The organism is Rubrivirga sp. S365, from assembly GCF_032248475.1.
GTDB classification, from domain to species: domain Bacteria; phylum Bacteroidota; class Rhodothermia; order Rhodothermales; family Rubricoccaceae; genus Rubrivirga; species Rubrivirga litoralis.
Genome location: NZ_JAVTTN010000001.1, coordinates 1,807,982 through 1,822,697 on the forward strand (window position 1 = coordinate 1,807,982; position 14,716 = coordinate 1,822,697).

The following is a 14,716-nucleotide window of genomic DNA, read 5'->3' on the forward strand; positions in this document are numbered from 1 at the left end:
CACCCCGCCCATGTCCGTTTCTCCTGCTCGCCTCTCGCCCGTGCTGACGACCCTGCGGTTCCGCTCCGCCCTCGTGGCGGTGGCCCTGGCGTTCCTCGCCCTGTCAGACGCCCAGGCCCAGCGCGTGGTGACGAACGTCAACGCCGACTGGGACTACCTCGAAGAGGCCCACGCGGACGTAGCGGACGCTCTGGCGGCCGACGGCTGGGAGCCCATCTCGCTCCCCCACAGCTGGAACGTGTGGGACACGACCGACATCGTCCCCGGCTACCGCCGCGACGCGAGTTGGTACCGCCGCACGATCACCGCCCCGCCCGGAGCGGACCGCCGGACGATCCTGTACTTCGAGGGCGCCGCCATGACGGCCGACGTCTACGTCGACGGCGCGTACGCGGGCGGCCACGTCGGCGGCTACGTCGGGTTCGACGTCGACCTTACCGACCACGTCACGCCGGGCGCCGAGCACGAGGTGATGGTCCGCGTGTCGAACGCCTATGACCCCGACCTCATCCCGTCCCAGAAGGCCGACTATTTCCTGTTCGGGGGGCTGACGCGCGACGTCTGGCTTAAGAGTGTGCCGGAGACCTACATCGACCGCGCCCACGTCCTCACGCCGACGGTGAGCGCCGAGGAGGCCGAGGCTACGGTCCGCGTGCGCCTCGCCGGGGGCGGGGCGGCCGACCTCACCGCAGCCGCGCGCCTCGTCGACCCGGACGGCCGGACCGTCGATACGGCGCAGGCCCCGGCCGCGGGCGGGGTGGTGGACCTCGCATTCGACACGGTCGCCCGCCCCGCCCTGTGGTCGCCCGACCGCCCCGCCCTCTACTCGGTCGAGGTGGACCTGATGCGGGGCGGGGAGACCATCGACTCGGTGACGGAGCCGCTCGGGTTCCGGTGGTTCTCGTTCGAGCCCGGCGGCGCGTTCTTCCTCAACGGCGAGCGGCTCCTGCTGCGCGGGACGCACCGCCACGAGGAGCACGCCGGCTACGCCTCGGCCATGCCCAACGCGCTCCACCGGCGCGACATGGAGATGATGAAGGAGGTCGGCGCCAACTTCGTGCGCCTGGGCCACTACCCGCAGGACCCGGTCGTGTACCAGGCCGCCGACAGCCTCGGGATCATCCTCTGGGACGAGCTCCCGTGGAACCGTGGCGGCGCGGGCGGGGCGGCGTGGCAGGCCAACACCGAGCGCCTGCTCCGCGAGCAGATCGACCAGAACCTGAACCACCCGAGCATCCTATTCTGGTCGCTCGGGAACGAGATTTACTGGCTCCCCGACGTCCCCGGCGGCGACGACCCGGACCTTCTGCGCGCGACGGTCGAGCACCTCGACTCCGTCGCCCACGCGCTCGACCCGTCGCGGATGACGGCCATGCGGAAGTACTACGACGGCGACGACCTCGTCGACGTGTTCTCGCCGTCGATCTGGGCGGGGTGGTACTCAGGCGTCTACACGAAGTACGCCGAGGCCATCGAAGAGGCCCAGGCCGAGTACCCGCGCCTCCTCCACATGGAGTACGGCGGGTCCAGCCACGTCGGCCGCCACACCGAGACGCCCATCGACGGCGAAGGGCTCGTGGACCCCGACGAGTTCAGCGAGGCCGTGAACCAGGTGGCCGTCGCGAACATCGCCCAGAACGGGGACTGGAGCGAAAACTACATCGTGGACCTGTTCGACTGGCACCTCCGCGTCTCGGAGACCATGCCGACGTTCTCGGGCAACGCGCAGTGGGCGTTCAAGGACTTCGGGACCCCGCTCCGCCCCGAGAACGACCTCCCGTTCGTAAACCAGAAAGGGCTCGTGGACCGGGCGGGGCGGCCGAAGGACGCCTACTACGTGTTCAAGAGCTACTGGACCTCGGCGGCCGAGGGCGACGACCCGTTCTGCTACATCGAATCCCCGACGTGGACCGAGCGGACGGGGCCGGCGGGTGAGCCGCGCGAGACCAGCGTCTACTGCAACACGGACGCTGCACACCTCTATCTGAACGGGGAGAGCCTGGGCATGCATGAGAAGGACATCGCCGCCTTCCCGGCGTCGGGCCTCTCGTGGCAGGTCCCGTTCGTGGAAGGCCCGAACGAGTTGGTGGCGGTCGGCTTCGTGGGCGGGGCGGAGGTCACGCGCGACTCGCTCGCGGTGTCGTACGCGACCACCCCGCCCGGGACTGCCAGCGACCTCGTGCTCTCGACCGCCCCGCTCGCAAACGGGAACGTGCTCGTCGTGGCGACGATGCTCGACGCCGAGGGGCGCCGCGTGCTCGACTACGAGGAGCCGGTCTACTTCAGCCACGACGGCGACGGCGAGATCCTCGTCGACTGGGGGACGCCCACGCGCAGCCAGCGCGTGTCGATGGCGAACGGGCGGGCGGCCATCGAGTTCGTCCCGACGACCGGCGGCCGGGCTGTGGTGAGCGTGCTGAACCAGGACTTCAAGGGGACCTACCTCGTGGTCCCGGCCCCCGAGGCGACATCGTCACGGCGCCCCTGACGGAGCCGCCTCGCCCTCTGCATGCGAGGAGGGCGGGGCGGGGCGGTGATTGAGGAGTGTGTTGAAACGTTCATTTCAAGGTTGAATGCTGTTTCCAGCCTCTGAGAGCGTGGGGGGAGATAAATGCCTCCTGTGGACTTGACTTGAGTTTTCGGAAGCCCTACCATGAAGGCTCTTGCGGTCCAGTGAATGTTCAAATTCGTTCAGAAGCGTCCGCCTTTGGCTTGCCACTCTCCCTAATACCTCCCCGCATGGAAGGCTCTGCGTCTCCCGCGAAGCGCTTCCAACGTTGGGGCGCGCCCTTGTTGGAGCTCGAGGTCAACTCCCCCCCTGGTGCGGACGCGTCGAGCGTTCGGGGGCCTCTCCGGGCACACTCGCTGCCCTTCTCGACACGGGCTCGTTACTCATGCACCGCCCCGCCCCTCCAGGCCGCTACGACACCGTCGAAGGCGAGTGTCGGGTCAGCGGAAGCGGAGCCGGGCATCGCTAGGCAGACTCCACGTCGTTCATCCTCCATGATCCGAACCCTCCTCCTCCTCGCCCTCCCGGTCTTGTTCGCCGCGCTTGCGGTGCCGGCCGCCGCCGGCCCGCTCCCGGCCGTGCTGACCGGGACCGTCACCGACGCGGAGACGGGAGACGTGCTCATCGGCGCCACCGTCCGCATTGAGGGGACCTCCCTCGGCGACGCGACGGACCTGCTCGGCGAGTACCGGATCGCGCGCGCGCCGAGCGGCCCGCAGACGGTGATCGTGACCTACATCGGGTACCGCGAGCAGCGCGTCGAGGTCAACCTCCCAGAGGGGGGTACCCAGGAGCTCGACATCGCGCTGGAACTGGACGTGATCGAGGGCGAGGGCGTCGAGATCACGGCTCAGGCCGAGGGGCAGGTGGCGGCGATCAATCAGCAGCTCCAATCAAACCAGATCGTGAGCGTCGTCTCGGCCGCCCGCCTCCAAGAACTGCCGGACGCCAACGCCGCTGAGTCGGTGGGCCGCCTCCCGGGTATCTCGATCCAGCGCGACGCGGGGGAGGGGCAGAACGTGGTCATCCGCGGCCTGTCGCCGAAGTACAACAACGTGACGGTCAACGGTGTCAAGCTCCCGTCGACCAGCTTCGACACCCGGGCCACCGACCTCGGCTCGATCTCGTCGGAGATGCTGGCTGGCGTCGAGGTGTACAAGTCGATCACGCCCGACCAAGATGCCGACGCGATCGGTGGGTCGGTCAACTTCCGGCTCCAGGGGGCGCCCGACAGGCTCCGCACGCGGGCGCTCATTCAGGGCGGGTACAACGACCTTACGGGGTCGTTCGGGCAGTACAAAGCAAACGCTTCGGCCAGCAACCGCTTCCTCAGCGACCGCCTCGGCGTGTTCGTCCAGGGCAACCTGGAACGCGCGGACCGCAGCTCCGAGCGGATCACGGCCGACTACCTCGACCAGGCCAACAGCGACGACGCCAACGACCGCACGCTGCTGATCGACAATGTCGACCTCCGCAACCGTGCGGAGACGCGTGACCGCTACGGGGCCAGTCTCATTCTGGACTACCGCCTCCCGGTGGGGGCGGTCCAACTCACCAACTTTGTCAGCCGGCTGGACCGGGACTATGTCTCGCGCGACAACACCTACGGGCCGGTCGAGTCCGAGGTGACCTACGACATCCGTGACGCCCAACTCCAGACGGATGTCCTGAGCACGGCACTCTCGGGCAACTTTGACCTGGGTGAGGTCGCGGAACTCGACGTGACGCTGAATCGCTCGGTTTCAGTGCTGGAGACGCCGTACGACAGCCGTGCCCGCTTCCGCGAAAACTCGGCGTTCATCGCAGACTCGCTGGTTCGGGATCAGGGGCCGCAGGCGGTCCCTGAAGCGGCGCGAGGCGACGTCGACAACACCTTCTTCGAGCGGCTGGACTTTTCTGAGGAGCGGGGCCGCGAACGTGACCTGGGCGCCCAGGCGAACCTGAAGGTCCCGTTCGCGCTCGGCTCCTGGGTCTCAGGCTTCGTCAAGACCGGCGGCAAATACAGGTCGAAGCACCGAAACAACGACAACACCCAGCGCTACCTCCACCTGTACTACGGAGGCGAGATCGGGGGGCTCGACGAGCTCGCCTCTCTGTTCCCAGACGCCCAGCGGTCGGCGGGAGGGCAGGTCGGGCTCCGGTCGTTCGTCGACGAGGCGAACTCGGGCCAGGACATTCTCGGAGGCGACTTCCAGGTCTCGCAGACGCCCCTGCTCGACCTCGCGCGGCGCACCCAGAGCGAGCTCGACGATCAGATGATCCAGGCGATCTGGGGCGACTTCCAGGACTTTGACGTCGTCGAAGACGTGTTGGCCGGCTACGTTATGACGGAGCTCAACTTCGGTCCGCGCGTGTTGCTCTTGCCGGGCATCCGGTACGAGCGGACAAACACGAGCTACGAGGCCTTCTTCGGCCGGGTCCCGCAGATTGACACGGGTGCCGAGGCCGACCAAGTGGTACTCCGCGACACGAGCTCGGAGCAGAGCTACGGCAACTGGTTTCCGATGGTCCAGCTCCGCGTCCGGCCGACGGACTGGTTCGACGTCCGGGTGGCCTACACGCAGACCCAGGCGCGGCCGGACCTCGATGACACGTCGCCCCAGCTCCGCATCCGGGACGCCGGTTCGGGCCTGATCACGAAGGGGAGCCCTGGGCTCCGCCCAGCGCAGGCCCAGAATGTCGACGCTTACCTCTCCTTCTACTCCAACCGCATCGGGCTCTTCAGCGTCGGCGCGTTCTACAAGCGAATCGAGGGGGTCATCTACCAGGCCGACATCCAGCTTCAGGACGAGTCGACGGCGGCGGCGAACGGCTATGCCCCCGAGTTCGTGGGGTACCGCGTCCTTGAGCCGCGCAACCTCGACAGCCCGACGACGGTGCGCGGCATCGAGGTCGACTGGCAGGCTAACCTGCTGTGGCTACCGGGCGTGCTCAACGGGGTCGTGTTCAACGCCAACGTCTCGCGCATCTTCTCCGACACGGAGATCCAGCGCGTTCAGGCGACGACCGTCGCTGAGCCGCCGTTCTTCATCCCCGTCACCACGTTCACGAACGTGAACCAGGAGGTCCGACTGATCGACCAGCCAGACTGGGTGGCGAACCTCTCGCTGGGGTACGACCGCGGACCGTTCTCGGGTCGGGCATCAGTGCTGTACCAGAAGGGGAACCTGACGGGCTACGGCAACAGCGACCGCACGCTCTCCTTTTTCGACACCTACGTCCGGTGGGACGCCCAAGCGAGCTACCGCGTGCTCCCGTCGCTGAGCCTGTTCGCTCAACTCAACAACCTGAGCAACCGGCCGGACGTCGCGCTCCAGAGCACGGGGCGCTTCCTGAGTGAGGAGGAGGTCTACGGCCGCTCGTTCAACCTCGGGCTCCGCTTCCGCCCCTAAACACATGCTCGGCCCCGCGACCGGGCCGGGCCAGGACGTCCATCCTGGTCTTGTGGTCGCGCCCTTCAACCCCACCCTACTGCTGCCATGCGTACTGCTACTCCCATCCCCACCCACAGGCTGAGCCTGTTCCTCATCGCCGTTTTCGCGCTGGCGCTCACGTCCGGCGCGGCGGCTCAGTCGCCGCTCGTGGTCGAGCCCGGCCCAGGGACGCTCAACGCGGCCATCGAGAACGACACCGACCGACCAGCGGACCGCGTCTACGTCCTCCAGCGCGGAGCCTACTACGGCGTCACGCGCGAGATCAACAACCAGGGCTACACGCTGCGCATTCGTGCGGCCGACGGCGACGGCAACCGGCCGGTGGTCCATCCCGGCATCAACGCCCAGGGCAAACCGGTCGCCAGCCGTTACTTCAACCTCGCGCGGGACACCTACTTCACAGGCATCTACTTTCTGGCGGTGAACCCGCAGGGGGGCGAGAACGCGACCTCGTTCGCGCTCAACGCGGAGGGGATGCGGTTCGTGGTAGACGACTGCGTATTCCAGGGCGGCGGGTCGCGCCTGATTGAGGTCAACGTGGACGACACGAAGCTGTACTTCACCGACAGCCAGTTCCGCAACCTCATTCGCAACGATGGGAGCTCGAACGGGCGCCCCATCGACTACCGGACGGTGACGGGCGATTCGCTGGTGGTGGAGAACACGTCGTTCCTGAACATCTCGGGCTACCTCGTCCGCTACGACGGCCCGGTGCTCGAGAACGCCATCTTCAACCACGTCACGGTCTACGGGACCGGCCGAGACCTGACGACGAACGCGTTCGCCACGCAGGCCATCAACTTCCGGTTCACGAACAACCTCGTCGTTAACCCTTACGGGTTTGGCCAGGCGCCGCCGGAGGAGGGCGAGGTGGCTGACGGCGTGGTTCGGATCGACTCGCTCGACGCCGACATCGCGAGCGGGTTTACAGAGGCGGACCGGAGGATCGTGGTCGAGAACAACGGGTACATGATCACCGACGACCTCCAGGCATTCTACGACGCGCGCACGGCATCGGGCGACCCGCTCGTGGCTTACGCGCTCATCGACGACGCTCTCTTGGAGTACGCTGCCGCGAACCCAAGCGTGGTCCTCAATGAGAACGAGACGTACGACATCGACTTTACCAATCCGCCGAACCTCGACGACTACATCGCCTTTCTGAGGGCCTTCCGCAACGGCGCGACCGACCCAGGGACGTGGACGTTTGGGTCGGACGACCTTTTCCCAGCCGACCAGCCGCCGCCGGAGGACCTTTCGTACCCGGCCTCGAACCCGGCGTACACCGCGAGTCAGTTGGGCTTCCCGCTCGGCGACCTGAACTACTTCCCGCCGGCCGTGAAAGCCGCGTGGGAGGCCGCCGGGGGCATGGCGACGGACGCGGATGATGACCCGAGCCAGGGAGGCTTCGTGCTTCGCGGCACGGCGCCGAACCCGTCGGCTGGCGTGGCATCGCTCCGGATGGACCTGGACCAGGCGGCCTCGGTCGCGGTCGAGGTGTTCGACGTGCTGGGCCGGCGCGTCCTTTCGGTGCCGTCCACGACGGTGCCTGCCGGGCAAGGCCACACGGTGCGCCTAGATGGGTCGTCGCTGCCGTCGGGCCTTTACGTGGCGCGCGTCGCCGCCGATACGGGCGGGGCGGTCCGCGTCCAGACGGTGCGGTTCACAATCGCCCGGTAGCTGCACCCGGCCCGGCCGTTCTTCGTGAGCGGCCGGGCCACTTCATTCACGGCCGGGCGCATCGTGCGCCCGGCCTTTCTTGACTGCTATGTCTACGGCTCGCCTGCTGTCTCTCGTTGTTCTCGCTGGTGCGGCGTCGCTGTCGGCGCGCGCCCAGAGCTGGGAGTCCGAGGCTGTCCGCACGGGGCCGGATGGCCGGCTCCAGTACGCCTCTGACGTGGAGGGGAACCGCGTCCCAGACTTTTCCCGAGCCGGATATGGCGGCGGCGGCGTGGCCCTGCCCGAGGTGCCGACGGCGCGCGCGGTGGCGCCCGTGGACGGCGACGACACGGCCTCGGTGCAGGCAGCCATCGACGCGGTCGAAGCGCTTCCCCCGAACGCGGACGGTCTCCGCGGCGCCGTCGAGCTGGCGGCGGGCACGTACGAGATCTCTGGGACGCTCGTGATCGATAGGGGCGGGGTGGTCCTCCGGGGAGCGGGCGACGGCGACGACCCGGCGTCGAGCACGGTCCTGGTGCGGAGCGGGGCGAACCAGGACCCCGTCGTCTACGTCGGGCGGAGCGCGTCGGCGGGCGGGGACGCGCTCATCGGGCGCGTGTCGGCGCGCGCGCCCACGTTGGTCGCGGACGACGTGGTGCCCATTGGGGCTCGGACGTTCGAGGTCGCCAACCCGGAGCGGGTTCGAGCCGGCGACCCGGTGGTGCTCTTCCACCCCGCCACGGCCGCGTGGGTGGCCGCTGTGGACGGAGGCGGGACGGCGTCGGACCCGGACTGGGAGGTCGACGAGTACCCGATCGCGTACGCTCGGACGGTCCTGGCGGTGGACGGCGCGACGGTCACGCTCGACGCGCCGGTGTTCTACCGGCTCGACCGCTCGGTCTCAGAATCGTTCTTGTACCGCCGCGACGTGTCGGGCGTGACCAAGGAGGTGGGTGTGGAGGACCTGCGGATCGAGATCGAGACGCGGGGGCCGTCCGACGAGACGCAGGCGCGCAACGCGCTCGTGTTCGCGCTCGTCGAGAACGGCTGGGTGACAGGCGTGACGGCGCGGCACTTTTGGCATGCCGGGGTGTCGGTCCAGAACTCGCGCTACGTCACCGTCCGGGGCTGCCAGGCGTTGGAGCCCCACTCGCTCGTGAGTGGCGGGCGGCGCTACAACTTCGAGGTGGAGAAGTCCCAGCTCGTTCTGTTCGAGGGGAACCGGGCGACGAAGGCTCGGCACGCCTACGTGGGCAACGGGACGTCGCTGGACTCGGGCATCGTCTTTTTGGACAACACGTCCGAAGACGCCTCCACGTCGAGCGAGGCTCACCGGCAGTGGGGGATGGGCTTCCTCTACGACAACCACGTGGAGATCGGCTCGCGCGGGACGGGCACGAGCGACCGCCGGATTCACCTGGGCAACCGGGGCGACTACGGGTCTTCACACGGGTGGGCGTGTGCGAACTGCGTGGTGTGGAACGCGGACATGAACGGGGCGCTCGTGGTTGTGGAGAAGCCGCCGACGGCTCAGAACTACGCCATCGGCGTGTCGGGCACGGTGAGCGCCGACGGCCCCTTCCTCCGCGACACCGACCCGTACATCGAGGGCACGAACCGGGACGGCCTGATGCCCCGCTCGCTCTACCTCCGCCAACTCGATGACGCCGGCCGGCCGGTGGCGTCGGAGCCCTCGGGCGGGGTGGGGACCCGGTTCCTCCCCCCCGCCCCGAACCCGTCTCGGGGGAGCGTGCGCCTCGCGTTCGAGCTGGCGGCGCCGGCGCCGGTCCGGCTGTCCGTGTTCGACGTGCTCGGGCGGGAGGTGGTCGTGGCGGCGTCCGGTCCGTACGGCGTCGGGCGCCACGACGTCGTGGTGCCGGCCGGCCGGCTCGCGCCGGGCACCTACCTCGCGCGGCTGGCGGCCGGGGCGGACGCGGTCGCCGCGCGGTCGTTCACCGTCGTCCGCTGATGCCGCCCCGCCCCGCCCGTGATCCGGGGGTGGGGCGGACCCCTCCTATCCACCACCCCGCCCGGCGCTGTGTGCCCGGCCCTCTGCTGACCATGTCCCGACCCATCCTCCTCGTCCTGTCCTTCCTCGTCGCTGGCGCAGCGGCGGCGCAAAGCACGCTCGTGACGACGCCGTCCGAGCTTCGGTCGGCGATCTCGGGTGCCCAGCCCGGGGACACCATCGTCATGGCCGACGGGCGGTGGACGGACGTGGCGATCTCGTTCAACGCAGACGGCGCCGAGGCCGACTCGGTCCGGCTCGTCGCCCAGACGCCGGGGGGCGTGATTCTGGACGGGTCCTCGTCGCTGCGGATCGGGGGGGACTACGTCGTGGTGGACGGGCTCCGGTTCGAGGGCGGGGCGCTCGGCGGCGGCCACGTCATCCAGTTCCGCGACGGGGGGCGAACGGCCAACCACAGCCGCCTGACTAACTCGACCGTCGTCGACGTCAACCCGTCTAACCGGAACGTCGAGTACAAGTGGGTCTCGATCTACGGGACCCACAACCGCGTCGACCACAACTACATCGCGGGGAAGACGAACGTGGGGACGACGCTCGTGGTCTGGCTCGAGCCTGCGTCGCGCCACGAGCCGACGTACCACCGGATCGACCACAACCACTTCGGGCCGCGCCCGCCGCTGGGCCAGAACGAGGGCGAGACGATCCGGATCGGGACGAGCACGAAGTCGATGCAGGACGCCTTCGTGACGGTCGAGCGCAACCTGTTCGAGCGGTGCGACGGCGAAGCCGAGATCATCTCGAACAAGAGCGGGAAGAACGTCTTCCGCGGCAACACCTTCTTGCGGTCGCGCGGGGCGCTCACGCTCCGCCACGGGAACGGTGCGCTCGTCGAGGGCAACGTGTTCCTCGGGGAGCGCGTGGACGACACAGGCGGGGTCCGGGTGATCGGGGAGGACCACGTGATCGTGAACAACTACTTCGAGCTGCTGGCGGGGACCGGGTTCGAGTCCGCCATCGCCCTCATGAACGGGGTCCCCAACTCGCCGCTCAACCGCTACTTCCAGGTCCGCAACGTCACGGTCGCCTACAACACGATCGTTCGGGCGCGCGACGCGCTGACGATCGGGGCCGGGGCGGACTCGGAACGGACGCTGCCGCCGGAGGGGGTCCGCTTCCACAACAACGTGCTCCTCTCGCAAGGGGAGACGATTGTAGACCTGAAGGCGGAGCCGGTGGACATGACGTGGGACGGGACGGTCTACTGGGGTGGCTCGCTGGGCATCGACGAGCCGCAGGGTGTCACGCGCGCCAACCCGCTCCTGCAGCCGGGTGACGGCGTGCTGTGGCGCCCGCTCGACGGGAGCCCACTGTTCGACGCGGCGGCCTCGGTCCCGGGCCTCGACCTCGCCACCGACGTGGACGGCCAGCCGCGCGACGCCACACCCGACATCGGGGCCGACGAGCGCTCGGACGCGCCGGTCCTCCGCCGGCCCCTCACGGCCGAGGACGTCGGGCCGCGCGAGCGCCCGTCGTCCGGCGGCGGGTCGGGACCGACGGCGAGCGGGGAGGACCCGGCGGGCGGGGCGGCCCTCGCGCTCGGCCTCCCCTACCCGAACCCGACGCTGGAACGGGCGACGGTGCCGGTCCGGCTCGCCGCGGCCGGCCACGTTGCCGTGCGCGTGTACGACGTGCTCGGCCGCGAGGTGGCCGTGCTCGTCGACGGCCCGGTCGCCGCCGGTGAACACCGCCTCGCGTGGGACGCCGCGCGCGTGCCCGCCGGCCGCTACCTCGTCGTCGCGCAGGCCGGCGCCGACGTCGCCCGCCGGGCCGTCGTCGTGGCCGGGCGCCGCGACTGACGCCGCCCCGCCCCGCCCAGGTAGGGCGGGGTGGTCCCAGACCCCCCTGTACCATGACCCGCCCCGCCCCGCTCGCCGCCGTTCTCCTGGTCGCGCTGGCGTCGAGCGCCGCCGCGCAGGAGGCGTGGACGCCCGAGATCCTGTCGGACGCCGTCCAGGACGAGCACTACCTCCCCGACTTCTCCTATGCCGGCTACCGCTGGGGCGAGGAGCCGCTGCCCGAGCGGTTCGACGGCCACGCCGTCCTCGACGCGGCCGCCTACGGCGCGGTCCCCGACGACGGCGACGACGACACGGCGGCGCTGCGGGCGGCGTTCGCGGCGGCCCACGACACGGACGGGCCGGTGCTCGTGCGCCTCCCGGCGGGGCGGCTCGTGCTCACGGACATCCTGTACATCGAGCGGAGCGACTTCGTGCTCCAGGGCGCCGGGGGCGGGGCGGACGGCACGACGCTCTACATGCCCGCCCCGCTCGGCGCGCTCCCCACGCCGGCGCCGATGGCCGAGCTCGAAGAGTACCTGCTCGCCAACGACAAGCGCCAGCGCGAGCGGGACCGCGGCATCGACGAGCCATTCTCGCTCTACTCGTGGTCGGGCGGCTACATCTGGACCAACACGCCGGGCGGGCGCGGCAAGCCGTACCTCGCCCGCTACGACCGCGAGCCGGCCACGCTCGCGACCGGACTGAGCGGCGTGCGCGGCACGCACGTGGTCACGGCCGAGGGCGGGGCGGACGTCGCGCCGGGCCAGATCGTCCAGGTCAACTGGTTCAACCGGGAGGGGCCGGACGGGTCGCTCCTCGACTACCTCTATGCCGGCCGCGCCGGCGACCTGGCGATCGGCGAGCGCCACTGGGAGAGCCCTGACATGCCGCTGACGCGCCAGGAGGTGACGGTGCTGGCCGTCGACGGGGACCGGGTGACGATCAAGGAGCCGCTCCTCCACGACCTCCGGCCGGCGTGGACGCCGACGCTCACGGCGTGGGAGCCGATCACCGAGGTGGGCATCGAGGGCATCCGGTTCGAGTTCCTCTACGACGAGTACAACGTCCACCACGTCGAGCCGGGTAACAACGCCGTCTACCTCACCAACACGGCCCACTCGTGGGTCCGCGACGTGGACGTGGTCAACGGCGACAGCGGGATTTTGACCGACGTGTGCTCGAACGTGACGATCGAGGACGTCGGCGTCTACGGTCGGACGTACCACTACGGCGTCCACATGGGCGACTGCTACAACGTGCTGGCACGCGACGTGTACGTGGCGGCGCCGGTCGTCCACACGTTCACGTTCAACACGGGCTCGCGGATGTGCGTCTACACGCACTCGACGGCCACCGACGGCCCGGTGCTCGACCAGCACAGCGGGCTCAACTACCAGAACCTGTTCGACGACCTCGTCCTCTACCTCGACGACCCGGAGCACGGGCCGATCACGGGGGGCGGGGCGAGCTACTGGAAGCCGTCGCACGCGGCCTACCCGGTGTTGTGGAACGTCCGCTTCGAGTTCCTCTACCCCGAGCCCCTCTACTCCGGGGGCGGGGCGGTCGCCGTCGAGGGCCTCGACGACGGGCCGGCGGCCCGGATCGTCGGGATGCGCGCGAACCGCCCGATCACGCTGAGCTACGGCCCGGACGCCTACGTCGAGGGGCTGAACCGGCCCGAGATCGCCGTCCCGTCGCTCTACGAGTACCAACTCCGCCGGCGCCTCGCGCACGAGGCGGCCGACCGCTCCACGCCATGACCACCCCGCCCCGCCCCGCCCTTTCTGTTGGGCTCGCCCTCGTGCTGGCCCTCGCCGGCTGCGCGCCGGGCGGGGCGGCGTCCGACGACGCGGGCGGGGCGGTGACGCTCGCCGACCTGGAGCGCGAGCGCGTCCTGTCCGCCGCCGACGCGTACCTGGACGAGCCGCCGGTGACGGTCACGGCGGCCGTCGCGGAGCGGAGCGCGGGCGGGCGCCACGACTTCTACTCCGAGGGCGACTACTGGTGGCCGGACCCCGACGACCTCGATGGTCCGTACGTCCGCCGCGACGGGCTCACGAACCCGGACAACTTCGTCGCCCACCGCGACGCCATGCGGCGGCTGAGCGTGATCGTGCCGGCGCTCGCGGCCGCGTACCGCCTCACGGGCGACGACCGCTACGCCGCCCACGCCCGCCGCCACCTCGACGCCTGGTTCGTGGACGAATCGACGCGGATGACCCCGAACCTCCTCTACGCCCAGGCCATCAGCGGCCGCGTGACGGGGCGGGGCATCGGCATCATCGACACGGTCCACCTCGTGGAAGTCGCCCAGGCCGTCCGCGTGCTGGAGGCGGAGGGCGGGGTGGACGCCGAGGCCGCACGGCCCGTCAAGGCGTGGTTCGCGGACTACCTCGACTGGATGACGACGCACGAGTACGGGACCGACGAGCGCGACCACGGCAACAACCACAGCAGCGCGTGGGCGCTCCAGGCGGCGGCGTTCGCGCGCCTCGTCGGCCGCGACGACGTGCTGGCCGACGTCCGGCGCCGGTTCAAGACGGTCCTCCTGCCGGACCAGATGGCGGCGGACGGGAGCTTCCCGCAGGAGATGGAGCGGACCAAGCCCTACGGCTACGCGCTCTTCAACCTCGACATGCTGGGAATGGTCGCCGAGATCGCCTCGACGCCGGACGACGACCTGTGGACGTTCGCGCTCCCGGACGGCCGGGGCATGGAGCGGGCGCTGGACTACATGGCGCCCTACGTCGCCGACAAGTCCGCGTGGCCGCTCCCCCCGGACGTCATGTACGATGATGCGTGGCCGGTCCGCCACCCCGCCCTCCTGTTCGGCGGGCTAGCCCTGGACGAGCCGGCGTACGTCGCGCTGTGGACGACGCTGGAGGCGGACCCGACGGAGGCCGAGGTGGTCCGCAACTTCCCGGTCCGGCAACCGCTCCTGTGGGAGCCGCCGAGGCTGCCATTGCCCGCGGCTTCTCAAGGGTAGAGAGCACGGAAGACTGTCGGTCGATCAGGCGGCCAGCCGGAGCGTGGTTCCGCTCAGCTCGTCGACCGAGAAGCGGGAGTACCACTCGCGGAAGCGAGGTGCGAGCTCCCCGTCGAGCACCCGCGTACGTTCCTGCAAGAGCAGGTGCGTTCTGCGCCGCGCCCGTTGCATCTGCTAACGCTTGACGAACCGCTTCGAGACGATCTGGTCGTAGCGAAGCGAAGGCAGTCGACAGGGCGGGTAGGTCTCTCCAAAAAATTTCTCCGAGCCGCGAGGGCCGATTCTGGAGGTGGCGTGGCGAGTCTTGTGGGTTCAGCCATC

The 14,716-nt window shown here is 69.8% G+C and carries 7 protein-coding genes; all 7 read left to right on the forward strand.

Annotated features, from left to right (window positions below):
* Positions 1 to 10 precede the first annotated feature (10 nt).
* The 7 genes from RQM47_RS07875 (at position 11) to RQM47_RS07905 (ending at position 14,395) form a co-directional block, all read left to right on the forward strand.
* Positions 11 to 2,488 carry a glycoside hydrolase family 2 TIM barrel-domain containing protein gene (locus tag RQM47_RS07875; RefSeq protein ID WP_314008316.1) on the forward strand — a complete coding sequence of 826 codons (2,478 nt, stop codon included), beginning with the start codon at positions 11 to 13 and terminating at the stop codon, positions 2,486 to 2,488.
* Positions 2,489 to 3,003: 515 nt separating this feature from the next.
* Entirely contained in the window at positions 3,004 to 5,901 is a 2,898-nt protein-coding gene (locus tag RQM47_RS07880; RefSeq protein WP_314008319.1) for a TonB-dependent receptor, read from the forward strand.
* Positions 5,902 to 5,988: 87 nt separating this feature from the next.
* Entirely contained in the window at positions 5,989 to 7,623 is a 1,635-nt protein-coding gene (locus RQM47_RS07885) for a T9SS type A sorting domain-containing protein (protein ID WP_314008321.1), read from the forward strand.
* 88 nt (positions 7,624 to 7,711) lie between these two features.
* Positions 7,712 to 9,571, forward strand: a complete 1,860-nt coding sequence (locus RQM47_RS07890; protein ID WP_314008324.1) for a hypothetical protein — start codon at positions 7,712 to 7,714, stop codon at positions 9,569 to 9,571.
* A gap of 92 nt (positions 9,572 to 9,663) precedes the next feature.
* Entirely contained in the window at positions 9,664 to 11,427 is a 1,764-nt protein-coding gene (locus RQM47_RS07895; RefSeq protein WP_314008326.1) for a chondroitinase-B domain-containing protein, read from the forward strand.
* Between the two features lie 53 nt (positions 11,428 to 11,480).
* Positions 11,481 to 13,169 carry a glycosyl hydrolase family 28-related protein gene (locus tag RQM47_RS07900; protein ID WP_314008328.1) on the forward strand — a complete coding sequence of 563 codons (1,689 nt, stop codon included), beginning with the start codon at positions 11,481 to 11,483 and terminating at the stop codon, positions 13,167 to 13,169.
* Positions 13,166 to 14,395 carry an alginate lyase family protein gene (locus RQM47_RS07905; protein WP_314008331.1) on the forward strand — a complete coding sequence of 410 codons (1,230 nt, stop codon included), beginning with the start codon at positions 13,166 to 13,168 and terminating at the stop codon, positions 14,393 to 14,395. The genes RQM47_RS07900 and RQM47_RS07905 overlap by 4 nt, the downstream gene beginning before the upstream one ends.
* The last annotated feature ends 321 nt before the right edge of the window (positions 14,396 to 14,716 follow it).

What these genes read in the sequence shown, in the direction of transcription:
- RQM47_RS07875 (WP_314008316.1), top strand. Translation starts at nt 11, where the DNA reads ATGTCCGTTTCTCCTGCTCGCCTCTCGCCCGTGCTGACGACCCTGCGG.
- RQM47_RS07880 (WP_314008319.1), top strand. Translation starts at nt 3,004, where the DNA reads ATGATCCGAACCCTCCTCCTCCTCGCCCTCCCGGTCTTGTTCGCCGCG.
- RQM47_RS07885 (WP_314008321.1), top strand. Translation starts at nt 5,989, where the DNA reads ATGCGTACTGCTACTCCCATCCCCACCCACAGGCTGAGCCTGTTCCTC.
- RQM47_RS07890 (WP_314008324.1), top strand. Translation starts at nt 7,712, where the DNA reads ATGTCTACGGCTCGCCTGCTGTCTCTCGTTGTTCTCGCTGGTGCGGCG.
- RQM47_RS07895 (WP_314008326.1), top strand. Translation starts at nt 9,664, where the DNA reads ATGTCCCGACCCATCCTCCTCGTCCTGTCCTTCCTCGTCGCTGGCGCA.
- RQM47_RS07900 (WP_314008328.1), top strand. Translation starts at nt 11,481, where the DNA reads ATGACCCGCCCCGCCCCGCTCGCCGCCGTTCTCCTGGTCGCGCTGGCG.
- RQM47_RS07905 (WP_314008331.1), top strand. Translation starts at nt 13,166, where the DNA reads ATGACCACCCCGCCCCGCCCCGCCCTTTCTGTTGGGCTCGCCCTCGTG.